26 protein-coding genes and 1 tRNA gene are annotated in these 25,044 nt (G+C 68.8%); 15 read left to right on the top strand and 12 right to left on the bottom strand.

The genetic code is table 11. The features are described from left to right. The first annotated feature begins 71 nt into the window (after positions 1 to 71). From MXD64_RS13945 to MXD64_RS13965, 5 genes are all read left to right on the top strand, one after another. The gene (locus MXD64_RS13945) at positions 72 to 530 is read left to right on the top strand and encodes a hypothetical protein (protein WP_263136630.1); all 459 of its coding nucleotides are present in this window, start codon (positions 72 to 74) and stop codon (positions 528 to 530) included. 194 nt (positions 531 to 724) lie between these two features. Further along, the gene (locus MXD64_RS13950) at positions 725 to 928 is read left to right on the top strand and encodes a hypothetical protein (RefSeq protein WP_263136631.1); all 204 of its coding nucleotides are present in this window, start codon (positions 725 to 727) and stop codon (positions 926 to 928) included. A gap of 26 nt (positions 929 to 954) precedes the next feature. Then, positions 955 to 3,702, top strand: a complete 2,748-nt coding sequence (locus MXD64_RS13955; RefSeq protein ID WP_263136632.1) for a phage tail tape measure protein — start codon at positions 955 to 957, stop codon at positions 3,700 to 3,702. Next, on the top strand, positions 3,702 to 4,745 hold the full coding sequence (locus MXD64_RS13960; protein ID WP_263136633.1) for a hypothetical protein: 1,044 nt from the start codon (positions 3,702 to 3,704) through the stop codon (positions 4,743 to 4,745). Before MXD64_RS13955 ends, MXD64_RS13960 begins: the two co-directional genes overlap by 1 nt. 13 nt (positions 4,746 to 4,758) lie before the next feature. Then, positions 4,759 to 5,718, top strand: coding sequence for a hypothetical protein (locus MXD64_RS13965; RefSeq protein ID WP_263136634.1), 960 nt, complete (start codon positions 4,759 to 4,761; stop codon positions 5,716 to 5,718). Between the two features lie 12 nt (positions 5,719 to 5,730). Here MXD64_RS13965 and MXD64_RS13970 read toward each other — a convergent pair whose 3' ends face one another. The 3 genes from MXD64_RS13970 to MXD64_RS13980 all read right to left on the bottom strand — a co-directional run bounded on the left by MXD64_RS13970 (position 5,731) and on the right by MXD64_RS13980 (position 6,542). After that, entirely contained in the window at positions 5,731 to 5,937 is a 207-nt protein-coding gene (locus MXD64_RS13970; RefSeq protein ID WP_263136635.1) for a hypothetical protein, read from the bottom strand. A 55-nt stretch (positions 5,938 to 5,992) separates the two neighbouring features. Beyond that, positions 5,993 to 6,175, bottom strand: a complete 183-nt coding sequence (locus tag MXD64_RS13975; protein ID WP_263136636.1) for a hypothetical protein — start codon at positions 6,173 to 6,175, stop codon at positions 5,993 to 5,995. A 190-nt stretch (positions 6,176 to 6,365) separates the two neighbouring features. Further along, on the bottom strand, positions 6,366 to 6,542 hold the full coding sequence (locus MXD64_RS13980; RefSeq protein WP_263136637.1) for a hypothetical protein: 177 nt from the start codon (positions 6,540 to 6,542) through the stop codon (positions 6,366 to 6,368). Positions 6,543 to 6,594: 52 nt separating this feature from the next. Between MXD64_RS13980 and MXD64_RS13985 the strand changes: the two genes are divergently transcribed. The 8 genes from MXD64_RS13985 (at position 6,595) to MXD64_RS14020 (ending at position 13,154) form a co-directional block, all read left to right on the top strand. Next, positions 6,595 to 8,142 (top strand): PspA/IM30 family protein, encoded by a 1,548-nt coding sequence (locus MXD64_RS13985; RefSeq protein WP_263136638.1) that lies wholly within the window; start codon positions 6,595 to 6,597, stop codon positions 8,140 to 8,142. After that, on the top strand, positions 8,139 to 9,692 hold the full coding sequence (locus MXD64_RS13990) for an H-type lectin domain-containing protein (protein WP_263136639.1): 1,554 nt from the start codon (positions 8,139 to 8,141) through the stop codon (positions 9,690 to 9,692). Before MXD64_RS13985 ends, MXD64_RS13990 begins: the two co-directional genes overlap by 4 nt. A 113-nt stretch (positions 9,693 to 9,805) precedes the next feature. Then, positions 9,806 to 10,513: a hypothetical protein gene (locus MXD64_RS13995; RefSeq protein ID WP_263136640.1), complete on the top strand. Its 708-nt coding sequence runs from the start codon at positions 9,806 to 9,808 to the stop codon at positions 10,511 to 10,513. A 2-nt stretch (positions 10,514 to 10,515) separates the two neighbouring features. Then, the gene (locus MXD64_RS14000) at positions 10,516 to 10,797 is read left to right on the top strand and encodes a hypothetical protein (RefSeq protein WP_263136641.1); all 282 of its coding nucleotides are present in this window, start codon (positions 10,516 to 10,518) and stop codon (positions 10,795 to 10,797) included. A gap of 2 nt (positions 10,798 to 10,799) precedes the next feature. After that, positions 10,800 to 11,225, top strand: a complete 426-nt coding sequence (locus MXD64_RS14005) for a hypothetical protein (protein ID WP_263136642.1) — start codon at positions 10,800 to 10,802, stop codon at positions 11,223 to 11,225. Continuing rightward, the gene (locus MXD64_RS14010) at positions 11,222 to 11,407 is read left to right on the top strand and encodes a hypothetical protein (RefSeq protein WP_259572675.1); all 186 of its coding nucleotides are present in this window, start codon (positions 11,222 to 11,224) and stop codon (positions 11,405 to 11,407) included. The genes MXD64_RS14005 and MXD64_RS14010 overlap by 4 nt, the downstream gene beginning before the upstream one ends. Beyond that, complete coding sequence (locus MXD64_RS14015; RefSeq protein ID WP_263136643.1) at positions 11,407 to 11,757, top strand: putative phage holin; 351 nt, start codon at positions 11,407 to 11,409, stop codon at positions 11,755 to 11,757. Before MXD64_RS14010 ends, MXD64_RS14015 begins: the two co-directional genes overlap by 1 nt. A 14-nt stretch (positions 11,758 to 11,771) precedes the next feature. Further along, positions 11,772 to 13,154, top strand: coding sequence for an SGNH/GDSL hydrolase family protein (locus MXD64_RS14020; protein ID WP_263136644.1), 1,383 nt, complete (start codon positions 11,772 to 11,774; stop codon positions 13,152 to 13,154). A 29-nt stretch (positions 13,155 to 13,183) separates the two neighbouring features. Here the strand turns inward: MXD64_RS14020 and MXD64_RS14025 are convergent, their stop codons facing one another. The 6 genes from MXD64_RS14025 to MXD64_RS14050 all read right to left on the bottom strand — a co-directional run bounded on the left by MXD64_RS14025 (position 13,184) and on the right by MXD64_RS14050 (position 16,880). Continuing rightward, entirely contained in the window at positions 13,184 to 13,366 is a 183-nt protein-coding gene (locus tag MXD64_RS14025) for a hypothetical protein (protein WP_263136645.1), read from the bottom strand. Positions 13,367 to 13,447: 81 nt separating this feature from the next. Then, on the bottom strand, positions 13,448 to 13,948 hold the full coding sequence (locus tag MXD64_RS14030; protein ID WP_263136646.1) for a hypothetical protein: 501 nt from the start codon (positions 13,946 to 13,948) through the stop codon (positions 13,448 to 13,450). Positions 13,949 to 13,988: 40 nt separating this feature from the next. Continuing rightward, on the bottom strand, positions 13,989 to 14,345 hold the full coding sequence (locus MXD64_RS14035; RefSeq protein ID WP_263136647.1) for a hypothetical protein: 357 nt from the start codon (positions 14,343 to 14,345) through the stop codon (positions 13,989 to 13,991). A 115-nt stretch (positions 14,346 to 14,460) separates the two neighbouring features. Beyond that, positions 14,461 to 14,533 (bottom strand) — tRNA-Arg (locus tag MXD64_RS14040). Between the two features lie 110 nt (positions 14,534 to 14,643). Further along, complete coding sequence (locus MXD64_RS14045; protein ID WP_042540609.1) at positions 14,644 to 15,429, bottom strand: dienelactone hydrolase family protein; 786 nt, start codon at positions 15,427 to 15,429, stop codon at positions 14,644 to 14,646. 29 nt (positions 15,430 to 15,458) lie between these two features. Next, positions 15,459 to 16,880 (bottom strand): glucose-6-phosphate dehydrogenase, encoded by a 1,422-nt coding sequence (locus MXD64_RS14050; protein ID WP_017888348.1) that lies wholly within the window; start codon positions 16,878 to 16,880, stop codon positions 15,459 to 15,461. A 76-nt stretch (positions 16,881 to 16,956) separates the two neighbouring features. Between MXD64_RS14050 and MXD64_RS14055 the strand changes: the two genes are divergently transcribed. Together MXD64_RS14055 and MXD64_RS14060 are read left to right on the top strand one after the other, a co-directional pair. Next, positions 16,957 to 18,114, top strand: a complete 1,158-nt coding sequence (locus tag MXD64_RS14055; RefSeq protein ID WP_042540607.1) for a Gfo/Idh/MocA family protein — start codon at positions 16,957 to 16,959, stop codon at positions 18,112 to 18,114. An 87-nt stretch (positions 18,115 to 18,201) separates the two neighbouring features. Further along, the gene (locus MXD64_RS14060; RefSeq protein ID WP_140448852.1) at positions 18,202 to 20,583 is read left to right on the top strand and encodes a bifunctional metallophosphatase/5'-nucleotidase; all 2,382 of its coding nucleotides are present in this window, start codon (positions 18,202 to 18,204) and stop codon (positions 20,581 to 20,583) included. Between the two features lie 336 nt (positions 20,584 to 20,919). On the opposite strand, the gene MXD64_RS14065 is transcribed toward MXD64_RS14060, so the two are convergent. Genes MXD64_RS14065 through efeU form a run of 3 tightly spaced genes read right to left on the bottom strand, consistent with a single transcriptional unit; the run spans position 20,920 to position 25,038 of the window. After that, positions 20,920 to 22,224 carry a Dyp-type peroxidase gene (locus MXD64_RS14065; RefSeq protein WP_263136648.1) on the bottom strand — a complete coding sequence of 435 codons (1,305 nt, stop codon included), beginning with the start codon at positions 22,222 to 22,224 and terminating at the stop codon, positions 20,920 to 20,922. Further along, complete coding sequence (gene efeO, locus MXD64_RS14070; RefSeq protein ID WP_263136649.1) at positions 22,221 to 23,441, bottom strand: iron uptake system protein EfeO; 1,221 nt, start codon at positions 23,439 to 23,441, stop codon at positions 22,221 to 22,223. The genes MXD64_RS14065 and efeO overlap by 4 nt, the downstream gene beginning before the upstream one ends. Continuing rightward, positions 23,428 to 25,038 carry an iron uptake transporter permease EfeU gene (efeU, locus tag MXD64_RS14075; RefSeq protein ID WP_263136650.1) on the bottom strand — a complete coding sequence of 537 codons (1,611 nt, stop codon included), beginning with the start codon at positions 25,036 to 25,038 and terminating at the stop codon, positions 23,428 to 23,430. Before efeU ends, efeO begins: the two co-directional genes overlap by 14 nt. Between the last annotated feature and the right edge of the window lie 6 nt (positions 25,039 to 25,044).

Here is a 25,044-nt window from a genome sequence, read left to right on the forward strand (position 1 = left end):
CTGATCCCTGACCGGGGCGTCCGCCGCGCCCCGGTCAGGTCCCACCTACGGCGGAAGGAACGGCGGATCCCATGACCACTTTCGAAGAAGACCTCGCAGCTGCGCAGACTCCCGAGGATGAGTACGTCGACGTTCGCGTCCTCCTCAACAAGAAGCCCCACACGCTCCGTTTCCGTGCGATGGATGGCCTGGCTTGGGCGGCGGAGACCGACCGTCACGTCCCGCGGCCCGGCGTGCTCATCGACACGAAGTACGGCTACAACATCCGCACCCTCACGAAGGGCGCTGCGATGCAGTCCGGTGTCCTCCTCGACGGGGATGAGGAGCGCCCGCTCCGCGTCGACCCGTTCGACCCGGAGGACCCGACCGCGGAACGCGTCAATGAGTGGGAGACGCTCTTCAAGGTCGTCACCGGCCACGACTTCAAGCGCATCACCAGCGCGATCTGGTTCCTCAACGAGTACGGCCCGCAGCAGGCGATCGAGGCCGCGGGAAAAGAGCTCGCGGACTCCGCGAACACCTCCAACTAGCCCTCGAGATCGGCGTCGCACCGCGACGCCTCTGGGGGTGGGAGCCGCGCGAGTTCGCTGAGCACCACTACGACGTCGACGGCCGTCTCATCGGCACCACGACGACTCGTGAGCCGGAGTTCGATGCCGAGCAGCGTGAGCTGCTTTTGGCGCACATCCGCGACCGGACCGACCGCGGGCCGCATGGTCAGCCGATGTCCGAAGCGATGGACCCGCAGGGCAGTCCATCCGTCGATGGCGGCTGGCACTACGAAGCGACCGAGAACGGCGTCACCGACTACGCGCAGCTCGCGATCAACACGGCGCGTGACCGCTACTTCGAGCGGTGGGGCAAGCAGCTGAGCGACGCCGAGAAGGCCGCGAAGCACTGGACGGTCCAGAAGGTCGTCGACGACTAGCAGACAACTGAACAAGGGAGCGTCCTGTGGCGAACCGTACGGTCAAGACCTCCCTTGTCGCAGAAGTCTCCGGCTACATCTCCGGTTTTGACCAGGCCGCGAAGAAGACCCGCGAGCTTGGTTCTGAGACCGAGAAGCTGGGCCAGAAGCGCGAGGCCATCGAGGGTCTTGGCCGTGCGTCGCTTGCGTTCGGAGCGGTAGCCGCGGCTGCGGTGGGTCTCGCCGTCGCGAAGTACGCCGAGTTCGACGCCGCGATGTCGTCGGTGCAGGCGGCAACGCATTCGTCCGTGACGGAGATGAACCAGCTTCGCGACGCGGCGATCGATGCCGGCGCGAGCACGGTGTTCACCGCCACGCAGGCCGCGAACGGCATCGAGGAGCTTTCCAAGGCCGGTGTCAGCACCGCTGACATCCTCAACGGTGGACTTTCTGGTGCGCTCGACCTGGCCTCCGCCGGTGAGCTCGAGGTCGCCGACGCTGCGCAGATCGCCGCGACGGCGATGACGCAGTTCAACGAGAAGGGTTCGGAGGTTCCGCACATCGCGGACCTCCTCTCCGCCGGAGCCGGCAAGGCGCAGGGCAGCGTGAAGGACCTCGCGCAGGCACTCAACCAGGGTGGCCTCGTTGCGTCGCAGGCGGGGTTCTCCATCGAGGAGACCACGGGCACCCTTGCAGCATTCGCGTCCGCTGGCCTTCTCGGCTCTGACGCGGGCACGTCGCTGAAGACCGCGATCATCGCGCTGCAGAACCCGTCCGACAAGGCGCGCGGGATCATGAAGCAGTACGGCATCGACGTGTACGACTCGTCGGGCAAGATGCTCTCGTTCGGTGGCATCGCCGCGCAGCTCGAGGACAAGCTCGGCAGCCTGTCCGACGAGCAGCGCAACGCGGCTCTCGCGCAGATCTTCGGCAACGACGCTGTGCGTGCCGCGAACGTCCTCTACAGCGAGGGTGCTGACGGCATCGCTGAGTGGACTGGCAAGGTCAACGACAACGGGTACGCCGCGGAGACCGCCCGCCTCAAGCTCGACAACCTCAAGGGTGACGTCGAGAAGCTCGGCGGCGCGTTCGACACGGCACTGATCCAGTCCGGGTCCGCGGCGAACGGTAACCTCCGATCCCTCGTTCAGACCGCCACGTTCCTCGTCGACGGCATCAACGCGCTCCCGCAGCCCGTCCTCGCCGCTGGCGTCGCCGTGACTGCCCTCGCGGCTGGTGTCGGCCTCGTCGGCGGCGGCGCGCTCATCGCTGTCCCGAAGATCGCAGCACTCAAGGCGCAGCTCGCGACAATGGGCATCAGCATGCGTGGCGCTGCTGCCGCCGCAGGTGTCGCAGGTCTGGCTATCTCAGCGCTCGCGTTCGGTATCTCGTCGGGCCTCGCCATTCTCGCCGAGCAGAAGGCCGCCGCCGACGCGTTCACCGAGACCCTCGATGAGCAGACGGGCGCGATCACCAAGTACAGCCGAGCTGCAGTAGCGAAGCAGCTCTCAGACGAGGGCTTGTTCGACGCGGCGAAGAAGGCTGGTGTTAGCCAGAAGGAGCTCACCGACGCCGTCCTCGCCGGCGGCGATGCGTACGAGAACGTGCAGAAGAAGCTCGGCGGCGACAACGAGTTCCTCAAGGTTGCATCCGGCTTCAACATGTTCACCGGCAAGGCGAACACGGCTGGTCTGGCGCTCGACAAGGTCCGCGGATCAGTCGAGCAGGGGTCTGACGCTTGGGACGATCTGAGTGCCGCGAACGAAGATTCCGGCGAGACCGCGAAGAGCGTCGCTGAGCAGTACCAGGCGGAAGCCAGCCAGGTCGAGGATCTGTCGAACCAGCTGCAGCAGCTGATTTCCCAGTTCGAAGCGGTCAACGACGTCAACCAGGACGCCATCAGTGCGAACGCTTCCTACCAGGAGGCGCTCGCTGGTCTCGCTGGCCAGGTCGCTGAGCAGCAGAAGAGCACCGATGGGTACACGACGTCGCTCAACCAGAACACCGCTATCGGTTCCAGCAACGCGTCGATGCTGGCGGACCTCGCAGGTAAAGCTCAGGAGGCCGCGTCGAAGCAGTACGCCGTCGACCAGTCGACGATGAGCTCGAAGGACGCTGCCGAGAAGTACGCGAGCACCCTCGCGAAGCAGCGGCAGAAGTTCATCGAGTCCGCGACCGCTGCAGGGTTCAACGCCGGTGAGGTGAAGAAGCTCGCCGACCGCGTGTTCCAGCTGCCGTCCGAGAAGCAGATCAAGATTCTCGCTTCGACGGGGCAGGCCGAGACCGCGCTGACAACCCTGATCGGTCGGTACGACGGCCGCGTGATCCGCCTCTCCACGGTGAACAACATCACCGAGGTCCGCACGGGGTCCGGTCCGACGCAGCAGGTCGCCCGCCAGGCGAACGGCGGCGTCATGGACTTCTACGCCGATGGTGGGTTCAGCGAGAACCACGTCGCGCAGATCGCCCCGGCTGGGGCGTGGCGCATGTGGGCCGAGCCCGAGACCGGCGGGGAGGCGTACATCCCGCTCGCCGCGTCGAAGCGGACCCGGTCCCTCGCGATCTGGGAGGAGACCGGTCGCCGACTGCAGGCGTTCGCGGACGGCGACGTACGCGGCGGCACCCCGACGTACGTGCCCACTCCTCCGCAGATCGTCTACGCCCAGGCACCCGGCAGCTCGGGAGGTGGCAACTCGACCACTTTCGCGCCGCAGTTCGTCTCCTCCGGCAACCAGCGGCAGGACTTCGACGACGCCTGGTTCCAGTACAAAGCGAAGATCCAAGGGAGCCACTGATGCCCGGTCCATGGCGGCTCGTCTACCCCGGGGTCGACGTCACGTTCACGAACGAGTCGGGGATCTACCTGCGGACCCCGCCGGAGGTCGCCGACTACGACATCGCGGTCGACGACACCGACAACGCGCGCACGGACGGCACCCAGTTCGGTCAGGACTTCCACGGTGGTCGCACGATCGGACTGTCCTTCGGGATCGTCGGAGCGACCGAGCAGAAGCTCGCTGACCGGGCGGGCATGCTCGGCGCGTACTGGGACGCTGCGGGCCTCCGGGCGGTACCGGGTGCGCTTGCGGAACTGATCTCGGAGCGGGGGCGATCGGCGTTCGGTCGCCCCCGGAAGATCGCACCGTCGGAAGTGCATCCCGAGGCGAAGATGATGACCTTCGAGGCGTCTTTCCGGCAGGCGGACAAGCTGTGGTACGGCCCGGAGGACTACATTCAGGTGCCGCTCGCCATCTCGCAGTCCGGTGGGCTCGTGTCGCGGCAGTACGCCATCGGCGAGAACTACGGCGTCGTCGAGACTGCGCCCGCGTCCGGGCTGTTCGCGACGGGTCAGCTCGTCGAAGCATCGGCTGGGTCTGGTCTGTACTCGCCGGGAGCGCTCACCCCGGTGTCGGGCAGTGGCGGATTGTTCACCGTGAACGGCGGGCAGCTGCTGTTCGACGGGCTGAAGGAGCCGCTGGTCGCTCGCGGGTACACGACCGCAGCGAACACGTTCACCGTCGGTGGTGAGTCGGCGACGTGGCCGGTGGTCACGATTCAGGGCCCGATCCTCAACCCGACAGTTGAGGTTCCCGGCCGGTTCCGGTTCACGTCGGCGGCGTCACTGAAGTACGACGAGACGCTGACGATCGATACCCGCCCTGGCCGGCAGACCGTGCTGCGCAACGGCAACCAGATCGCGGCGCTGACCCGCACGTCGACGCTGCTCCCCGATGCGTCCCTGCCGCCCGGCAAGTACACCCTCATCCTCTCCGGTTCGTCGTCGACCGGCGCACCTACTGCGCGCGCCACGTGGCGTTCCGCGTACTCCACCCCGTAAGGAAGGTGCCCGCATGGCGCTCGATGGTGTCCCTTGGTTCATCGGCGGCGACGCCGAGCACGGCGGCGACGTCGCCCGGCAGCTTGTCTATCTCGCTACCGGTGGCCGGCAGGGTGTCGCTTCACCTGGCGACCTGAAGGTCAGTCAGCTGAACGTGCCGGGTGGCGGCGTTCAGATCGCAGCAGGCGGTGCGGCGATCCTCAACCGGATCTCGCCGCAGCAGTCGTACACGGTCCGGAACCCGACCGCGGATCCGGACTCGGTGAAGACGACCAGCACCGGTTCCTCGGCCACCCGCTCGAGCCTCGTCATCTGCCGGGTCGACAACCCGTACCTCGACAGCAATGCGCAGGCTCCCGCGGACCCCGCGAAGGGTCCGTACAACAGGTTCGACATCATCCCCGACGTGCCCGCCGGCACTCGGTCGCTGCAGGAGCTCGACCAGTACAAGGGTCTCTCCGCGATCGAGCTCGCGCGCATCGATCAGCCGAAGTCGAACAACACGATCACGAACGCGATGATCACCGACCTGCGGTCGCTGGCGAACCCGCGGTCCGCACGGCAGGTGCTGCTCGGGTCCGCGGCCGCGGGCAACAACCTCACCTCGTCGACGTTCACTGCTTGGCCGACCGCCAACGCGTACGACGTCGAGGTGCCGAACTGGGCGACGCACATGATCGCCCGGCTCGAGTTCATGGGCGGGCAGACCGCGGCGCAGGCTGCGGGGTCCCTGCGGCTCATCCTGGGCGCTTCGACCGCGTTCGGGCAGTACGACTACAACTACGCGGCGCAGAACGGGCAGGCACGCCAGCAGGTCGTCGTCGCCGGCGAGCTGAAGCTGCCGGCTACCGTGAAGGGCACCACGCAGACGCTCCGCATCTCAGGGCTGCGCTCGGGTGGCAGTGGCTACCTGTTCACCGTCGACTCGACGTACTACCTCGCGGACGTGCAGTTCGTGGAACGGCTGTCCTGATCTGGTTCGCGTCTAGTGTTGCCGCGCTTCCCTTTTCCATCCGCTGATGGTGCTGGTGGATTTGCCGGTGAACTCGGCGAGGACGCGGACGGACGCACCGTGTTGGGCGGCGGTGAGAACAGCATCACGTACGCCATCACGTGCCGCCCGCTCGGTGTCCATCGCACGCGTGATCGCGGCCTCATCCTCCGGGCTGAGGACACGCTTCGGGTTACCCACCCGCGCAACTGTAGCGGTGGACACGGAGCCGTCACGGTTGCGGCGGGGAGTGACGCTAGCCATCGGCGGCTTCCTCGATCTTGGCAAGCCGCTCTTGCAGCATGTCGGCCTGATGATCGGAATGAGCATGAAATGTGGTGTCGAAACCGCACATGCAGCTACGACCATCGTTGCGCTGGTGCGCGAACAGAATCGTCCGGAAGTCCACGATCCAGGTACGCAGGTCGTCGTCGTTCACAGCTCGGCCTAACTTCGAGATGCTATCGCAAAGCGGACAAGCAACGAGTCGCGCTCAATTGTTAGCGCGTCGAGTTGGTCGGCGGCGGTACACAGAGCAGCACGCATGTCTTTCACATGCTGTCGGTAGTCCATCGCCCCGACGACGTTGTATCGCGCCATCTCCCGCATCTGCTGCGGAGTGAGGGCCGTCATCGCTGGGCCTCCATCCCGCGTGCAATCAGGTCAAGGGCGTAGATGTCGTGCGGTTCGGGGGCCTCAACGCGCCCGATGTATCGCGCTGACACAGGCTCGCCAACTCCGTTGTAAGTGACCACGTAGGCGTACAAGCGGTCTTCCGGCTTCGTCTGTTCATCTGTTTCGTTCATGACAACAGTTTACCTCAACCGTGGCGCGCGACGCTACAGATAGGCGGTCCTGATGGAGCGGTTCGTCATCCAGCGGGCGCTCACCGGCGAGGTGATGTCGTACGACTTCCGTGGGATCAGTGGCGGGCCGAGGAAGCGGCAGCTGTCTGCTGCCGGCAACATGACGCTCAGCGTCGGTGCGGCGCAGGCGAACACGGTGGGCCCGGATGGCCTGCCGCTGTTCCAGGAGTGGGCCACTCTCATCACCATCGATGACGACGGGCAGATCCCGTTCCGTGGCATCGTCACCGAGGTTGAGTACGCCGGTGCCGAGTGGAAGATGACCGTCTTCTCGATGGGGACCTCCATCTACGGCATCCCCTACGAGGGTGACCCGTACTACGGAGCTGAGGTCGACCCCGCGTCGATCGTCCGCAAGCTCGTTGCCTACGTGCAGTCGTTCCCCGACTCCGACCTTGGCATCGCCGTCGTCGGTAGCACACCGGTCCGCGTCGGCTCGTTCTCCACGCAGCGGCGCATCGAAGCCGTCGCGTACTACGAGGAGAAGGTCGCCGATTACAAGGCGGAGAACAAGACCCTGCAGGGGCTTCGGAAGATCGTCGCTGCCACTCGGAAGACGGCGGCGGCGCAGCGCACCAATCGTGCCGCTGCGTCCCGGGAACTGACTGCTACGAAGAAGGCGCTGACAGCGGCGAAGACCTCGCTGACGGCGGCGAAGAAGACGAAGGACCCGGCGAGGATCGCGGCGGCGCAGAACGCTGTCACTGCAGCGCAGGGGAATGTCGATGACTTGCAGGCTGCGCTCAACAGCCGCGACGGCAACATCGACGCCACGAGTGCGCGCATCAAGGCGCAGCAGGCCGACGTCGACGCGCAGGCGGCGATCGTCGCGACGATGAAGGAGCGGAAGGACAAGGCGTCTGAGCTGAAGAGCGAGGCGCAGCAGAAGGAGTCCGAGGACGGCGGTGCGTACGCGCTCGAGTGGTGGGACGGGCCGGACTGCGGGCGACTCATCGACGACCTCGCGAAGGACGCCCCGTTCGACTGGGTCGAGGAGCACTACTGGTCCGGGGACCTGCCGAAGACTCGCATCCGGATCGCGTACCCGCGGACCGGCCGGCGACTCTCCGGCGACTCCGACCCGACGTTCGTGCAGGGTGTGAACATCACCGTGCAGCTGCAGCCCGCAGCTGAGGGTGGCGACTTCGCCAACACGGTCTTCGGGATCGGTGCGGGAGAGGGTGCGGGATCCATCCGCCGCCTCATCTCGAAGCGCAACGGCCGCATCCGTCGCGTCGCCACGCTGCAGTCGAAGGACGTGAAGTCGAAGCAGGACATGGTCACCCGGTTGCAGGCGGAGCTCAACGCCCGGCAGGAAACCCTCGTCGTCGACTCGATCGTCGTGTCGAACCACCCGAACAGTCCGCGCGGTTCCTACTCGCTCGGTGACGACATCAACGTGCGCGGCAACGTGCCGCACTACGGACCTTTCGAGCTGTGGCACCGCATCGTCGGCATCACGGAGCAACCGAACGGCACCACGGAGCTCGACCTCAAGCGGTCCGACTCGTTCACCTACGGATCAGGAGTCGAGGAATGAACCGTGCCAAGCAGATCGGCGACCTCCTCTTCGACATCCAGGAGAAGGTCGCTCAGCTCGGCTCGTCTGCTCAGCTCGCGAACACGACGGTCGGCGGTGAGGCCGCTGTGCCGGTCGCTGACGTGGTCACGGAATCGGTCGTCACGAACGATGCTCTGCCCGACGTTCAGACCGACGTCGCTGACGCCGGCGAGGGCGTCTCGGACCTGCAGTCGAACATCGTGGCCGTGATGGACGACCTCGTTGCGCGCCTCGAGGACGCTGCCGCTGATCTCGGCATCGCAGCGGCGAGCCTCACTGACGCCGACCAGGACGTCAGCGACGCATTCGGACTGCAGCTCGAGGGGCTGTCGGATCGGGTCGACCAGATTGTGGTCGGCGCGGGCGGCACCCTGATCCTCTTCTCCGACGAGGGCCCGGATGGCACAGCGCCGACGGGGTCGACCTGGTTCATGATCAACGAGGCCGAGAACATCGTCGGCCAGTGGCAGCAGACCGGCCCCGAGGACGCTCCCGTGTGGACGCCTCGAGCGATCGAGTCGTCCGTCATCGCAAACCTCGACGTCGGCAAGTTGACGGCCGGCCAGGCTGCGCTCGCGCAGGTCGTGGCGATGAAGATTGCGGCGGCGACGGCGGACATCCAGACGGTGAACGTCGGGAACCTGTTCGTTACGCAGGGCGCGACGATGCAGCAGGCGGTCATCGAGTACCTCTTCGCGAACGTCGTCGCGGCGAAGAAGATCACCGCGGACATGCTCGACGTGAACAGCCTCAACGGTGTCTCCGTGACGGGCCTGCTGCTGAAGACCGCATCGACCGGGCAGCGGCTCGAGATCCTGAAGACCCGCATCGACGTGTACGGCCCGACTGGCGGTTCCCCGACATCGATCCAGGGGTTCGCCGCGGACGCTTCGTTCGGGCAGCTGCAGATCTCAGGCACCACGAACAACGGGTCGGCGTCCTGCTACTTCGGCGGCGTCTTCCCCGTGGAGAGCGCGTCCAGTGATGGCACCCCCGGTCCGCTGCAGCTGAACGTGACCGCCTCCCATGGCGTCGGCGCACCGGCGGGAGGGTTCCGGCAGCTGTACGCGTACAACCCGGACGCGGTGTCGGCATACTGCGTGATGGATGGCTCGAACCTGAACAACATCACGCTGACGTCTCGGCGGGTGAGGTTCCGCCCTGCTGTGTCCGGCGCAGCACCGGTGGACGTCATCATGCCGGCGACGGAGGCTGCAGGGGAATCACGTCCGGTCGTGCGAGCGTACGACTTCCGGTCGCCGAACGGCTACTCGGTCGTGCCCCTCAGCGGATCGGTGTCGTACACGGGACCGTTGGAGGCGCAGACGTCCGACACCATCACCGTGGACTTCCCATCGGGCCGGTTCGCCACAGCGCCGACCGTGATCCCGACGGGGTCGAACTCACGCGTCACCGTCGGCATCAACGCTATCTCGAAGGACTCGGTCACGTTCTCGGTTGGGAACTGGACGTCGGGTAATGCGCCGAGTCTCACGGTGCGCTGGGTCGCAATCCCCACCCCTGCCTGACCCATCATCCTCGGCCGCTCTTCGGAGCGGCCTTCGTCGTACAAGGAGGCCGCATGCCGGTCATCGTCGGAACATCCGAGCTGCCCGGCCGCACGTTCGGGAAGCCCCAGTCCATGTCGAACGTGCAGGCCGGGTGGAACCTCATCGCAGCGCTCGCCGAGCTCGAGCGCGACTTCGGCATCGTCGTCACGGTCAACGAGGGCGATCGGCAACGCCCGGACCAGCTCGCGCTGCGCGCCGCGTACATCGCGTTCATCAACGGCCGCGGCCCTTGGGCCCCGCTCGCAGCGTTCTGTGTCGACCCGCCGAAGCCCGGCACGTACACGTCGACCCACGACCCGTTCAACTACGGCAACGCCGCTGACCTCGGCGGTGCCGGCGGCACGGTCATCTCCGACGCCGCGGTCGCACTGCTCGACGCCGACCACCCGGACGGGCGGATCGGCAAGAAGTACGGCCTCGTGCAGACCGGTAAGCGCTTCTCGTCGTTCGAGAAGTGGCACTTCAACATCTACCCCGAGCGCGCGCAGGTGCTCGCCCCCGACCCCAGCGTCGTGCTGGAGCAGATCATCCCCGACATCACGAAGGAGACGGCCATGGCCATCAAGTGGATCGACGAGTCGAAGTCGAAGGGTGCCCGGCAGGGCATCGTCGGCGAGCCCGGCTCGGGCATCGCTAAGACGTTCACGAACCAGACCGAGCGGGACGCGTTCCTCAACGCGCTCGACTGGGTGTGGGGCATCAAGCTCAAGGCGTCCGACCGGGTGCCGCTGTTCCGCGGTTCGTACAACGCCGCCATGAAGATCGCGAAGGGGGCCTGACCATGCAGAAGCTGCAGCAGTACGCGAAGGCAATCGTCGCGCTCGTCGGCTCGATCCTCACCGCCGGCGCGTTCACCCTGCCGGACGAGGTCCAGCCGTGGGTCGGACTCGGCATGGCGGTCCTCACGGCGATCGCGACGTACGGCGTGAAGAACGGCGCTCACACCACGGTCGGCAAGGACGAGCCCCCGGCATCCGCCGACGAGCCGGGTTCCGGTGACGCGCTCGTCCCGGGTGACGGCATCGGTGACGACGGCCAGCCGAAGCACGCAGCGAACAGCTGAGCATGCAGAACGGAATGGGGGCGGTCGGCGTGCACCTGCTCAGCTGGTTCGCGACGGCCACCTCCACCGCGTCGGCCCCCGACTGGTGGGGGTGGCTCAGCGGCACCCTCTCCGTGTCGGACATCATCTCCGGCAGCGGCCTCGCCCTCATCGTCGGTCTCTTCGCCACCCGCAAGATCATCACCATCGGCGATCACCGGGCACGCGTCGCCGACCTCGAGAAGTTCTACGAAGCGCGCATCGCAGAGAAGGACGCCCGGTACGAGGAGCTGCGCGAGTCGAAGAGCTACTGGCGCGAGGCGCACAACGAGCAGCGCGCCCGCGCGGAGAAAGCCGAAGACGGTGTCCGCGAGTTCGCTGACGAGTACGCGAAGCTCTCCAACCACCTCCTCGGCTCCATCGAGCAAGCCGCTGGAGGACCGTCATGAACGAGCAGACAGCCGGACGCGACGAAGCCCGCCGCGCTCGCGACGAGGCGCGGTCCGCGTCGTATCGCGTCGAGGCGCTCCTCGACAGCGTCCGCAACGGGCCACTCGCGCAGCTGCGGCAGAGCCGTGAGCAGAACCACTTCGCGCAGAAGATGCGCGCGATCATCCGAGGGGAAGACTGATGGACTCGTGGTTCAACACCTGGGCCACCGTGCCGGCGACGTTCGCTGGCGCATTCGCACTGCTGACGGCGGTGCTGTACGGCATCGGGTCACCCTGGTACCGGTCGCTGCTGGGGGCGGTGTTCTTCGCCCTGTTCCTCGGCTCGGTCCCGGTGTTCGCCCTCGTGCTCGTTCGCCGCATCGCTTCGACGATCGCGAACGGCGGCCCCTCCACTTCCGGTGACGGCTTCGGGCTGCTCGCCTTCGCGGTGTACACGTTCGTCGCTCTCGTCTGGGCCGGCGTGTTCTTCGCCGTGCTGTACACCCGCCGTCACACCCCGACCCCGACTCCGCCCATCGGGCGGCAGTGATCTGAGAGGCCATCATGGGCACCCCGCTACTCGTCTCCGCCGACTCCGACAGCAAGCAGCTCCCCGACCAGGTGCGGCAGCGGACCGCCGCGAACCTCGCCGATCCGTCGACCCCGGAGGGTGACGCTCTCGCTGACAAGGTCGCCCCCTTCGTCGCTGCTGACCCGACGACGAAGCAGCTCCCGGATGCGATCCGGGCACGCACGGCCGCGAACCTCAGCGACCCCACCACGGTGGAAGGTGCAGCACTCAACGGGCGGTTCGTGAAGAACGCAACTCGATCGACCCTGCAGACCGTCAAGCGAGCCCTGACTTCCGGTCTCAGCCGACGTGACGTGGCACCGTTCGATTGGGTCTTCTGGGGCACCTCGATGACCGAGGGCGGTCCGGCCAACGGCGCACTCGAGCTCGCGCTCGGCCGGCAGGTCCGGTGGACCGATCGACTCCTCAACACCCTCCGGGGACGGTTCCCGCTTCTTGCGCCAGTTGCAGGCGGCATCGGGTACGTGCCGGCCTTCTACCAGACCTTCTTCGCGGGCGGCACCTCCGCGAACGGACGAGTCACGCCCGAAGGCGTCACCTACTCGAGCAACCTCATCGCCGTTGGGTCTGGCCTCGCGTCCCGCTCGCTCGCCCTCACCACGGCATCCGAATGGATCCAGTTCACCTTCACCGGCGACGGGGTCGACATCCTCGGTGGGACACTCCAGGTGGCTGGCACCTCGGCCACCGTGTCCGTCGACGGCGGCGCAGGACAGGCTTGGACGCTGCCGAACGCGAAGACGACTGCCACCAAGTTCTCGGTCACCGGCCTCACCGCCGGAACGCACACGGTGCGGATCACGGGCGGCACGGCAGGCAACGTCGCGATCGACGGCATCATGCCGTACAACGGCGACCGCGGTAAGGGCATCCGCATCTGGAACGCCGGCAAGGGCTCAGCCAAGATCGCCGACTACGGGTCGGACTCCAGCTCCCTCATCTGGCAGTCGATGGGGACGATCCAGCCCCGCATGCTCACCATCGAGTTCGGGTTCAACGAGTATTTCGCGAACGTCGACCCGGCGCTCTTCCAGACGCAGCTGGCCAACGCTGCTGCGTGGATGCTGGCCCGGTGCACGATCAAGCCGACCGTCCAGTTCATCGTGTTCCCCGAGCCGTCGATCACAGGAGCAGCCCGCACCTACCCGTACCAGGCGTACGTGGACGCCATCTACGCCGCTGCTGCCGTGACACCGAACTCGTTCGTGACCGATCTCCGGAATGCGCTGGAAGCCGGGGTCACAGTCGGGTCCGGCGGCCTCGGCATGTACTTCGACGGCGTGCACTTCAACGCATACGGGCAGGCCGGCGTCGCGGACCTCATCCTCGAGGACGCACTCGCGCGCATGGCCTGACCAACACCAAGAGGCCCCCTGGCTAGAAGTCAGGGGGCCTCTTGCGCCCCCTGCGCTGCGCTGGATGCCCCCGCAAACCGGCGGGCGATCGCATCCAGCCCGCTCTCGTCGCGTCCGTCGGGCTGGTACGCATCTCGGAGCTCGAGCGCGTCCTTCTCGTTCGCGTACTCAACGATCAGTTCGAGTAGCGCCTTCGCTTCGTGTGCCTGCATGCAGGCGATACTAAGCGACCCTCAGAACCTCAACGCCCCGTCTCTCATCTCGAGGGACGGGGCATTTTCGTCGTTGTCGGGTCAGAGGTACGGCGACCAGGCGGCGAGCTGCGAGTCGAGCCGCGTGTACGCCGCGTACCGGTCAGCCAGCGCCGACGAGCAGTCCGGCGCGTCCTTCCACCCGTCGTCACCACACAGCGACGTCAGGTCCGTCCCACTGATCGAGGTCAGCACGTCATCCGTGTCCGCCACCAGGGACTCCATCGAGCTCGGCACGTTCAACTCTCGCAGGTCCCGCAACGCCAGGCCCGCCGTGACCCCGATCGTCTCCTCACGCGTCTTGCACGTGTACTCCGTCGCAGCGTCCCCACCCATCACGTACACGAGCCGGCACTCCGACGCCGTGTCGATGACCTCCTGCCAGTCTGCCGCGTACTCCGCGACAACCGACGCCACCTGCTTCTCCGACGCCACTGCCACAGTCGGCGTCGGCGTCGGCGACGGATCCGCCGGCGCACCACTCGAGCACGCCGACACGGTCAAAGCGGCGAGCGCGACAGCTACTGCGGCGAGGATCTTCACAGGCTGATCGTAGGTCCGCAGAGGACGGACCGGTACACCCTCATCCGCGGGACGAACGCGGCTTCAGCGCTCGCCGAGTGACCCGATCGCGAGGGACCCACACCTTGTGGACAAAGCCCATGAAGACGAGCTGCACGAACACCCGGTCGCCGGCATCCGCCTCGACGAACCCGGGCACTCGCTGCCGACCGCTCCGTGAGAAGACGACGTCGACCCACACCAACGAATGGTCGACCGACTCGGACCACTCCACGCCGTCGATGCCCTGCGGCTGATCCTCCGGCGGGTCCGGATGCTCGGGCGGGGACCACTGGTACTGCGGCATGCGCAGCAGTGTGCCCGCCGCCGCTGACAAGCGCTGAGCTTCACTTCCGCGGAATGAAGCGGTGGGCTTCACGGCGAGCGCTCCCCCGGCGCACGAGAAAGCCCCCAGGTGATCACCTGGGGGCTTGTCTCTTCGGTACTTCTGGTGCTGGGATACTTCCCGGGATACACCCGGACCGTACTTCCTGTGCGCTCGAAGGGACTCGAACCCCCAACCTTCTGATCCGTAGTCAGATGCTCTATCCATTGAGCTACGAGCGCGTGGCCTTGCGGCCGTGGAAGACTCTACAACAGGTGCGGCCCGGGCGCCAATCGAGGCGCTCCGGCCCCCGTGCCCGGCGTGTCGCGAGCAGCCCCCGACGGCCGCGCGGTCACCGTGCCGCGGGCTCCTCGTCGAACACCTCGGCCAGGAACACCCGCAGCGCCTGCCACGACCGGCGGTCGGCGCGCTCCTGGTACTGCGCACCGTGGTCCGGGGCGTCGGTGCCGGGCACCGCGAACGCGTGCATCGCGCCCGAGTACGTCACGACCTGCCAGTCGACGTCCGGCGCAGCGCGCATCTCGTCCTGCCACGCGTGCACGGCCTCGTCCGGCACCACGGGGTCGGCGCCCCCGGTGAGGACGAGCAGCTTCGCCCGGATGTCGGCGGCGTCCGAGGGGTCGTGCGCGATGAGCCCGCCGTGGAACGACACGGCACCGACCAGGTCGGCCCCGGTCCGTGCGAGTTCGAGTGCGGTCGAGCCGCCGAAGCAGTACCCCATGACGACGACGCGGGCGGGGTCGACGTCCGGGTCGGCGAGCAGTCGCTCGAGTCCGGCGGTGGCGCGGGCCCGCAGCAGCGGCAGGTCCTGGTAGAAACCGCCGGCGACCTGGGCCGCGGTGTCGTCCCCGGGGCGGACGCCCGCACCGTAGACGTCCGCGCCGAACGCGACGTAGCCCAGTCGGGCGAGCATGGTCACCCGGGCTTCGACGTGCTCGTTCACGCCGTGCCAGTCGTGCACGACGAGGACGGCCGGACGACGGCCCGCGATCGCGGCGTCCTTCGCGAGCACACCGAGCAGTTCGGTGCCCTCGTGGTCGTAGGAGACGTCATCGACACGGATGTCGGCGCCGGCGGGTTCGGGAACGGTCTGCAGGACGTCGTCGGTGGTGTTCACGTCGCCCGACGCTACGCCGCCCGTCCGGCTCAGGCCTCGATGTTGTCCCAGCCGTCGGGGCCGACCGATCCCGCTGCGTACTCGTCGAGGGGCGCCTTGCCGGCCTTCCACGCGTCGAGGAACGGCCCGACGACCTTCCAGCCCTGCACGGCGCTGTCGCCGCGGACCGACAGCGTCGCGTCACCCTCGAGCACGCCGGCCAGCACCTCGCCGTAGGCACTCAGGCGCCCGGGGTTGAAGGTCACTTCGAGGCTCGTGTGGTCGATCGTGTACGGGTCGCCGGCGCCGTTGACGTTGAGCTCGAGCTGCATCTCGTCCGGGGCGATCCAGATGCGCAGCCGGTCGGGCAGTTCGGTGCCGGTGAGTCCCTCGGGCACGTGCGGGGAGTCCTTGAACGTGATGACGATCTCGCGGCGCTGTGCTGCGAGCGCCTTGCCGGAGCGCAGGGTGAACGGGACGCCGGCCCAGCGCCAGTTCGCGATCTCCAGGGTGAGCTGGGCGAGGGTCTCGGTGCCGAGCGACGGGTCCACGCCGTCCTCGTCGACGTACGACGGCAGCTGGCGGTCGCCGACGGTGCCGGCGGTGTACCGGGCGCGCTTGCCCGCGGTGACGACGTCGCCACCCCAGGGCCGGACGGCCCGCAGCACGAGCTCCTTCTGGGTGCGCAGGTCGTCGGCCTTGATCGAGGCGGGGGCCTCCATCGCGACGACGGCCATCACCTGCAGCAGGTGGCTCTGGATCATGTCGGTGAGCGCGCCGGCCTTGTCGTAGTAGCGCGCACGACCCTCGAGCCCGAGGGTCTCGTCGTAGACGATGTCGACGCGCTCGACGTGCTGCGACGACAGCAGGGGCTCGATGATGCGGTTGGCGAAGCGCAGCCCGAGCAGGTTGAGCACGGTGGAGCGTCCGAGGAAGTGGTCGACCCGGTGGATCCGTTCCTCGGGGATGAACGAGTGCAGCAGGTCGTTGAGCTTCGAGGCGCTGTCGGCGTCGGTGCCGAACGGCTTCTCGAGCGCCAGCCGGGTGCGGGCGGGCAGGTCGAGGTGGGCGAGCTGCTCACAGCTCTTCTCGGTGACGGCCGGCGGCAGCGCGAAGTAGATCGCCGGGTCGTGGTCGCACACTTCGAGCAGTGCCCGCAGGTCGTCCGGGTCGGTGACGTCGGCCTTCCGGTAGGTGGAGGCGTCGACCACGGCCTGCAGTCGCTCCGGCAGCGCCGTGTCGCCGGAAGCGCCCTCGTCCTCCTCGTTCTTCGACGCCTGCGCGTTCTCGAAGGACTCGCGCACCTGCGCCTTCCAGTCGGCGTCGGACAGGTCCTCGACACCGGCCCCGACGAGCTGGACGTCCCAGTCGTCCTTCACCTGGAGCAGGGTCGCGAGGCCGGGCAGGAGCAGGCGCTTGGACAGGTCGCCGCTGGCTCCGAGGATGAGCAGGCTGGTCTGGAGGCTCGACATGCTGCAGACGGTACTCATCGGCCCCGGTGGATGACCGGGCCGCTACGGTGGTGTCATTCCGGCGCGAGGGAGCACCATGAGCAATGGGTACGAAGGGCGACGCCTCCGTGTCGCCGTGGTCGGGACGGGCATGATCGCCGGCGTCCACGCCCGGGCGGCCCGGGCCTCCGGTGCCGAGGTCCTCGGTGTCCTCGGCCGGAACGCCACCCGCTCCGAGCAGGTGGCTTCGCAGCTCGACCTGCCCCGTGGCTATGCCTCGCTCGACGAGGTCATCGCCGACGCCCCCGACGTCGTGCACATCTGCACCCCGAACGACCAGCACCACCCGCAGGCGCTCGCGGTGATCGCGGCCGGCATCAACGTCGTGTGCGAGAAGCCCCTGGCGATCGACCCCGCCCAGGCCGCCGAGCTCGTCGCCGCCGCTGCCGACGCCGGTGTCGTGGCCACGGTGCCGTTCGTGTACCGCTACCACCCGATGGTCCGCGAGATCCGGGCGCGCATCGCCGACGGGGAGCTCGGCCGGCTGCTCGCGGTGCACGGCCACTACCTGCAGGACTGGATGCTCGACGAGGACGCCTCGAGCTGGCGGGTCGACCCGACCTCGAGCGGGCTGTCCCGTGCGTTCGCCGACATCGGCTCGCACTGGTGCGACCTGGTCGAGTTCGTCACGGGTGAGCGCTTCGCCTCGGTGTCCGCGGCGACCGACATCGTCTACCCCACCCGGCCTGCGGCGTCCGGTCCGTCGTTCTCCGGCTCCCCCGACCCGGACCCGGTGGCGGACGCGGCGGAGCGTGCCGAGGTCACCACCGAGGACACCGCCGTGGCGACCTTCCGCACCGCCACGGGCCGCATCGGCAACGTCGTGATCTCGCAGGTCGCGTCGGGCCGCAAGAACCGCCTGTGGTTCGAGGTCGACGGCACCCGCGGCAGCGCGGCGTTCGACCAGGAGCAGCCCGAGTCCGCGTGGTTCGGCAACGAGCGCGGCGCGCAGATCGTCGTGCGCGACCCCTCGCAGGGGTACCCGGACCAGCGCCGGCTGGCGATCGTGCCGGCCGGACACCCGCAGGGGTACCTCGACGCGTTCGCGGCCTTCGTCGCCGACACCTACACCGCGGCCCGCACCGGGGTGGCACCAGACGGACTGCCGACCTTCGCGGACGGCGCCCGCTCCGCCGACATCATCGAGGCCGTGATCGGCAGCGCGGCCGAGACGACCTGGCGGGAGATCCGCTGAAGCTCGACATCGTGGATGTGAACGTCGTGTGACGAGATGCGACGGGGTCTGGCGAGTCGCCTGTGCGTCTTCGTAGGTTCGACGGCGATGAACACTTCCCACACCACCGGATCCGCCGGTGCGACGACCCGACGGCGCCTCGGCGCCGGCGCGGCCCTCGCCACCGCCGGGGTCCTGGTCGCACTGTCCGTCCCGTCCGCAGCCGTCGCCGCCGAGGGCGACACGACGATCGACATCATCGACGTCAACGACTTCCACGGTCGCATCGAGTCCGAGGGCACCGCCGCCGACAAGGCCGCGGGCGCCGCGAAGCTCGCCGGCGTCGTGCAGTCGTACCGCGAGGCCAACCCGAACACGATCTTCGCCAGCGTCGGCGACAACGTCGGGGCCTCGACCTTCACGTCGCTCATCCAGCAGGACACCCCGACGATCGACGCCCTGAACGCCATGGACCTCGACGTCAGCGCGATCGGCAACCACGAGCTCGACAAGGGCCAGAGCGACCTGACCGGCCGCATCGAGGACCGCGCCGAGTGGCCCTACGTCTCGGCGAACATCGTCAAGGCCGGCACCACGGACCCCGCGTTCACGCCGTACTCCATCGTGGAGAAGGGCGGCGTGAAGATCGGCTTCATCGGCGCCACCACCGAGGACCTCATCCCCGGGCTCGTCAGCCCCGGCGGTGTCGAGGGCCTCGCGATGGCCCCGATCGTCAGCCAGGTCAACAAGTACGCCGAGCAGCTCACCGACGGCAAGGACGACAACGACGAGGCCGACGTGCTCGTCCTGCTCGTCCACGAGGGCGCACCGACGAACGTCCTCGCCGACGCCACCGGCTCTGGTGTGTTCGGCGAGATCACCTCGGGTGTCTCGTCGAAGGTCTCCGCCATCGTCTCAGCGCACACCCACGCGACGTACAACCACTCGATCGCGGGCCCCGACGGCACGAAGCGTCCGGTGATCCAGGCCGGGTCCTACGGCGTGGCCTTCGGGCACCTGCAGCTCACGGTGGACGCCGACAAGCAGCTCACCGGCATCACGAGCGAGGTCAAGTCGGTCAACGGCGAGACCCGTGTGCCGACCGACCCCACCTCGGTGAACGCGGTGGCCGACATCGTGACCGCCGCGAAGGCCGTCGCCGACGTCGAGGGCAGCAAGAAGCTCGGCACGATCACGGGTGACCTGCGTCGCGCCGTGCAGTCCGACCGCACGACCGAGAACCGCGGTGGCGAATCCGTCCTGGGCAACTACATCGCCGAGGTCCAGCGCAGCGCCACCGAGCGCAACGGCTCACAGGTCGCCTTCATGAACCCCGGCGGACTCCGCACCGACATGATCGCCGCGTCGAGCGGCGCCGGCGACCCGGACGGCACCGTCACCTACAAGGAAGCCGCGCTCGTCCAGCCGTTCGCGAACACCCTGGTCACCGAGGACATGACGGGCCAGCAGATCAAGAACGCCCTCGAGCAGCAGTGGCAGCCGGACGGTCTGCCGCGTCCGTTCCTGAAGCTCGGCGTCTCGGACGGCTTCGCGTACACCTACGACCCGTCGAAGGGCCGTGGCGACCGCATCACCGGGATGACCCTCGACGGCGAGCCGATCGCGCTGACCGACACCCTCAAGGTGACCGTCAACTCGTTCCTGTCGACCGGTGGTGACAACTTCGGCGCCTTCGCGACCGGCACGAACATCGCCGACTCGGGCCAGGTCGACCTGCAGGCCCAGGTGGACTACTTCCTCGCCAACCCGACGGTCACGCCCCCGACCGACCAGCGCGCCGTCGGGGTCACGGTCACGCCGACCCCGTCCGACGGGTTCCAGCCCGGCGACGAGATCGAGCTCGACCTGTCGTCGCTCGTGTTCAGCAGCGAGGACCCCGCGAAGGCCGGCACCGTCTCGGTCAGCGCGGACGGCAAGGAGCTCGCGTCGGCCGCCATCGACCCGACGATCATCGACACGAACGACGAGCAGGGTCGCGCGACCCTGACCGTCACGGTCCCCGACATCGAGGCGCCGGCTGCACGCGCTGCCGCCCGCACCGCCGGGTCCGTTTCGCTCGCCGCCGTGGCGGAGCCGGTCGCCACGACCGACGCACCGCTCGTGGTCTCCCTGCCGGGTGATCAGACCGTCACCCTCGCCGTGACGATCCCGGTCGCCGCGGCGGTCGACCCCACCGATCCGACGGACCCGACCGACCCCACGAACCCGACGGACCCGGCCGACCCGACCCCGGGCACCGGTGGCGGGGTCACCCCCGGCCCCGGTGCGGGAACCGGTGACGACGCCGGCATCGGCGGCGTCGGCGGGACCGACGACGACCCGCGCGCCGGTGGCGACCTCGCCTACACGGGTGCGGACCTGACCGCTCCGGCGATCGCGGCCGGCCTGCTCCTGCTCGCCGGGACCACAGCACTCGTGGTCCTCCGCCGCAACCGTGCACGACGTGCTGCGATGGTCCTGACGGACTGACCCCGCGCCTCCCGAGCGCACACCGCAACGGGCCGTCTCACCATGGTGAGGCGGCCCGTTCGCGTCGGTCAGGAGGCCCGGGGCGCGTCCGGCGCACGCGTCGCGCGAGCCGGCCGCCACGGTTGCTGTCCCATCCCGGTCGAACACTGCGGATCCGCGGATCCACGCGGTACTCTCGGGGTTGTCGCACCGCGACGCGTCGTGCCGGGTCGCTTTCAGCAAGTCGGCGGTGGTTCCGTTCGACAAGACTCCGCGACGCGGGCGTCCTCCGCCTCCAGGGAAACGGCGGAGGGCGCCCACCCCTTCTGCGTCGGTGGGTCGTGTCGGCGACTCAGCTCAGCGGAACAGCTGCTCGGCGATGTACGACCCCTTGCGCGGTGCCGGCGGCACGGCGAACACCGCGGAGCCGATGTGCGAGACGTACTCGTTCAGCCGGTCCGAGGCGCCGAGCTTCCGCTGCAACCGCGTGAAGTGGTCCGGGTCGTTCACGTAGGCGATGAACAGCAGCCCGGCGTCGAGCTGGCCGTACTCGTTGAGCCCGTCGGTGTAGTTGTACGGCCGGCGCAGGATCTTCACGCCGCCGTTCGCCTCGTGTGCGGCGAGGGCGATGTGCGACGTCGCGTCGATCTTCGTCGCACCGTCGTCGTCCTTCGCGTGGAAGTCCGGGGTGGTGTGTTCCTGTCCGCCGGAGAGCGGTGCCCCCTGGATCTTCGTCCGCCCGAACACCCGCTGCTGGTCGCTGACGACGTCGGCGTCCCAGGTCTCGATGTTCATCCGGATCTTCCGCACCACCTGGTAGCTGCCCCCGGCCATCCACCCGGCGTCGCGGTCGAGCCAGACGAACCGGTCGTGGTCGGCGTCGGTCGTGATGTTCCGGGTGCCGTCCTTGAACCCCATCAGGTTGCGGGGCGTGCTCTGGTCCGGCCCGGCCGATGCCCGACCGAAGCCGAGCACGGTCCAGCGGACGGTCGCGGTGCCGCGGGCCATCCGCGCCAGGTCGCGCACCGCGTGGTACGCCACCTGGGGGTCGTCCGCGCAGGCCTGCAGCGACAGGTCGCCGCCGGTCAGGCCCCGCTGCAGGTTGTCGCTCGGCAGCGTCGGGATGTCGGCGAGCGACGCCGGACGCCGGTCGGCCAGCCCGAAGCGCTCGTCGAAGACGCCCGGGCCGAGCCCCACCGTGACGGTCAGGGACGCCGGACCGAGGTCGAGCGCCTCGCCCGTGTCGGCACCGACCCCGTTGCCGTGGGCGGGTTCGACGCTGCCGACGGTCTTGCCGGCCTGCAGCTGGGCGATCGCGGCCGACCAGCGGGCCAGGAGCACCTGCAGCTCGGTCGTCACGGTCGTCGACAGGTCGAACGTCATGTAGACGCAGTGCCGCTGCGGCGTCGTGCGGATCCCGCCCTGTGGCTGCCGTGCCGCGGTGGCGTAGAACGGGTGGCTCGTGGACAGGTCGATCGACTCGTCGCCGTTCGTCGCCGCCGTGAACGGGTTCACCCCGGTCGCCGCGGTGGCGCCGCCGATGCCCGCGGCTGCGCCGACCCCGGCACCGGCCACGGCCAGGCCGGCGCCGAACAGTCCGCGGCGCGAGACGTTCGCCCGGGGTGCCTCGTCCGCCCGGGGTCCCTCGTCCGGCTCGGTCACGCGGTCGCGACCTTCTCGGCCAGGCGGGACAGCGGGTCCTGCAGCGCCTGGATCTGCTGCGAGATCGTGTTCGCGTCGGACTTCTTGGTGGCGGCGTCCCAGCTGGCGAAGCCGCCCAGGTCGTCGGCGTCGCGGTAGCCGTCCATCAGCGTGTTCGTGGCGTCGAACTGCTTCGCGATCTGCTTCGTCAAGGTCGGGTCGAGCTTGGTCAGGCCCGGCTTGAGGTACGCGAAGGCCTGGCGGGCACCCTCGACGTTGGCGGCGAGGTCGACCAGGTCGATGTGGCTGTACGCCTCTTCCTCGCCGGTGATCTTGTTCGACTGCACCTCTTCGAGCAGCCCGGCGGCGCCGTTGGCCAGGTCCTCCGGCTTGTAGTCGAGCGTCGGCACGAGCTTCGCGAGCAGCTGGACGTCCTCGGTCAGGTCCGCGGCGGTCTGCTTCGTCGACGCGGTGATCTTCCCCGCCTGGAACAGGTCCTTCTCGACGGCGTGGAATCCGCTCCAGCCGACGGCCGGGTCGAGGTTCGAAGCGCGCATGTCGATCAGGTAGTCGAGGTTGCCCGCGTTGTCGGTGGCCTTGAAGCCCTTCTTGACGAAGCCGTCGACGTCGCTCTCGACGTGCTCGTAGAACGGACGGGCGTTCGCGTAGTCGGTCTTCGCCGCGTCGAGGTCGCCGGCGTCGACGTGCTTCTGCAGCTGCTCGACCGCGGCGACCATGTCGGTCACCTGGCCGTCGACGTAGGTCGCGTAGCCCTTCGTCCCGTCACGGAGCAGCGTCGAGGCGCTGCTGTTCGCGGTGGACGCGGCCTTGCCGGTGACGGTGAAGTCCGTCAGCTCGGTCTCGGCACCGGGGCAGTACACCTGGTACTTCCCGCCGGTCAGCGTGGCGGTGAACCGGACGGCGTCGAGGCCGGGTGCTAGGTTCTCCTTCTCGCCGAGGATCCGCTGGTCCTGCAGCAGCTCGACCTCGGTGATCGCGGTCGACGACTCGTTCTTCACCGTGAACGTGACGGGGCCCGCGGGGACCTTCGTCGCGGACACCGCGCAGGCGTCCTGCCCGTCGTTGGTGAGCGTGACGGTGACGCGGGAGACCTTCGCGTCGCTGCCGGAGCCGCCGGTCTCGGCGGACCCGCCGGAGCATCCGGAGAGTGCGAGGGCGGTGACGACGCCGAGGGCGCCCAGGGTGATCAGGGGTCGGACGGGCTTACCGAAGGACATGGTCGGTGCTCCTTGCAGGGTCCGCGGCCGGAGGGCCACGAGCGGGGACGGGTTCGGGGGTGCGGGTCGTGGGGAGCCGCCGACGGCGGCGGTCACGCAGGGCCAGCAGCGCCTGTGCGGCGGCCGCGATGCCGAGGGCGATCGGCAGCCAGGCCTTCCAGAGCAGCAGGTCGGCTGACCGGGCGTCGGCCGCGGCCACCGAGGCGGCCGACCGCTCGACGCGGGCGTCGGGGACGGACCAGACGGTGCGGTCCAGGGTCGTGGTGCGTGCGGATGGGAGGCCCCCACCGCTCAGCGTCAGCACGTCGCGTTCGTCGCGGGTGGCGTCCAGGACCCCACCCCGGACCGTCCACAGGGTCACGGTGTCGCGGACGGCCCAGCGGGCCGCGAACGGGCCGGGGTTCGTCGACGGGGAGACCCCGACGGGCAGTCGGCCGAACAGTGTGACGAGGTCGTCGAGGGTCAGCCTCGACGGACGGTCGGCACCACTCCCCTGCGCACCGGTTCCGTCCTGCACGACGCGCCACCGGTCGGCGGCCACGCCCGCGCGGGTGACGCGGCGGTGGGCCGACGTCGGCAGGGCGAGTCGGGCCTCCTGGCCGGTTCCGGTGCCGGCCACACGGAGGACGCCGGACGCACCGTCGACGCTGGCGGAGACGGAGCTGGCGTCGCCGCTGACCGCGGTGGTGCGGGGCAGGTCGACGCCGCCGGTCGGCACGGCGATCGCGAGCGCCGCTGCCGCCACGGCGAGGGTGCCGGCCACGACGGCGCGCACCCGGGGCACGCCGTCCGGCGACGGACGCCAGGCGCGCGGCCACAGGGTCAGGGCCAGTACCGGGACGACGTAGAGGACCCAGCCGAGCACCTCGATGACCCGTGGGTCCGGCGGGATGCCGAGCACGCCGGTGACCAGGGCGCCCTGCACCGAACCGTTCGGGGCGAGCCACGACAGGTCGACGGTGCGCTGCTGGCCGATGACGATCCAGCCGGCCTCGTGCGCGCGGCGGAGGACGGTCAGCACCAGGCCGCCGGCGACGAAGACCAGGAAGACCCCGGTGCCGGTGAAGAACCGCGACAGGTTGAGGCGGACGCCACCGGTGTAGACACCGAAGCCGACGACGACCGCGGCGGCGATGCCGATCACGGCGCCGAGCGCGGCGAGGCCGGTGTCCGACGACGCCTGGAACGTGGCGAGGAGGAACACCGAGGTCTCGAAGCCCTCCTTCAGGACGGCGAGGAACGCCATGCCGGCGAGCGCCCAGGCGGTGCCGCGGCCGAGCGCGGCGGTCGCACTCGCTTCGAGGTCGGCGGTCAGGGTGCGCGCGTGCGTGCGCATCCAGACGATCATGCCCGTGACGAAGACGACGGCGACGATGCCGATGACCGCCTCCATGCCCTCCTGCTGCGCCTGCGGCAGCGCCTGCTCGACGGCCTGCAGCCCGAAGCCGACGGCGATGCTGAGCAGCACCGCGAGCCCGACGCCCGACCACATCGGGGCGAGCGGGACGCGGTTGCGACGCAGGAACGCGGCGATGATGCCGACGATGAGGGTGGCTTCGAGGCCTTCACGGAGACCGATGACGAGAGTGGCGAGCATGACGAA

It is taken from the genome of Curtobacterium sp. Arg-1, assembly GCF_025643395.1.
Taxonomy (GTDB): Bacteria; Actinomycetota; Actinomycetes; order Actinomycetales; family Microbacteriaceae; genus Curtobacterium; species Curtobacterium poinsettiae.

What these genes read in the sequence shown, in the direction of transcription:
- MXD64_RS14025 (WP_263136645.1), bottom strand. Translation starts at nt 13,366, where the DNA reads ATGCAGGCACACGAAGCGAAGGCGCTACTCGAACTGATCGTTGAGTAC.
- MXD64_RS14060 (WP_140448852.1), top strand. Translation starts at nt 18,202, where the DNA reads ATGAACACTTCCCACACCACCGGATCCGCCGGTGCGACGACCCGACGG.
- MXD64_RS13990 (WP_263136639.1), top strand. Translation starts at nt 8,139, where the DNA reads ATGAACCGTGCCAAGCAGATCGGCGACCTCCTCTTCGACATCCAGGAG.
- MXD64_RS14050 (WP_017888348.1), bottom strand. Translation starts at nt 16,880, where the DNA reads ATGTCGAGCCTCCAGACCAGCCTGCTCATCCTCGGAGCCAGCGGCGAC.
- MXD64_RS14005 (WP_263136642.1), top strand. Translation starts at nt 10,800, where the DNA reads ATGCAGAACGGAATGGGGGCGGTCGGCGTGCACCTGCTCAGCTGGTTC.
- efeU (WP_263136650.1), bottom strand. Translation starts at nt 25,038, where the DNA reads ATGCTCGCCACTCTCGTCATCGGTCTCCGTGAAGGCCTCGAAGCCACC.
- MXD64_RS13980 (WP_263136637.1), bottom strand. Translation starts at nt 6,542, where the DNA reads ATGAACGAAACAGATGAACAGACGAAGCCGGAAGACCGCTTGTACGCC.
- MXD64_RS13945 (WP_263136630.1), top strand. Translation starts at nt 72, where the DNA reads ATGACCACTTTCGAAGAAGACCTCGCAGCTGCGCAGACTCCCGAGGAT.
- MXD64_RS14055 (WP_042540607.1), top strand. Translation starts at nt 16,957, where the DNA reads ATGAGCAATGGGTACGAAGGGCGACGCCTCCGTGTCGCCGTGGTCGGG.
- MXD64_RS14015 (WP_263136643.1), top strand. Translation starts at nt 11,407, where the DNA reads ATGGACTCGTGGTTCAACACCTGGGCCACCGTGCCGGCGACGTTCGCT.
- MXD64_RS13965 (WP_263136634.1), top strand. Translation starts at nt 4,759, where the DNA reads ATGGCGCTCGATGGTGTCCCTTGGTTCATCGGCGGCGACGCCGAGCAC.
- MXD64_RS13995 (WP_263136640.1), top strand. Translation starts at nt 9,806, where the DNA reads ATGTCGAACGTGCAGGCCGGGTGGAACCTCATCGCAGCGCTCGCCGAG.
- MXD64_RS14010 (WP_259572675.1), top strand. Translation starts at nt 11,222, where the DNA reads ATGAACGAGCAGACAGCCGGACGCGACGAAGCCCGCCGCGCTCGCGAC.
- efeO (WP_263136649.1), bottom strand. Translation starts at nt 23,441, where the DNA reads ATGTCCTTCGGTAAGCCCGTCCGACCCCTGATCACCCTGGGCGCCCTC.
- MXD64_RS13985 (WP_263136638.1), top strand. Translation starts at nt 6,595, where the DNA reads ATGGAGCGGTTCGTCATCCAGCGGGCGCTCACCGGCGAGGTGATGTCG.
- MXD64_RS13950 (WP_263136631.1), top strand. Translation starts at nt 725, where the DNA reads ATGTCCGAAGCGATGGACCCGCAGGGCAGTCCATCCGTCGATGGCGGC.
- MXD64_RS14000 (WP_263136641.1), top strand. Translation starts at nt 10,516, where the DNA reads ATGCAGAAGCTGCAGCAGTACGCGAAGGCAATCGTCGCGCTCGTCGGC.
- MXD64_RS14020 (WP_263136644.1), top strand. Translation starts at nt 11,772, where the DNA reads ATGGGCACCCCGCTACTCGTCTCCGCCGACTCCGACAGCAAGCAGCTC.
- MXD64_RS13960 (WP_263136633.1), top strand. Translation starts at nt 3,702, where the DNA reads ATGCCCGGTCCATGGCGGCTCGTCTACCCCGGGGTCGACGTCACGTTC.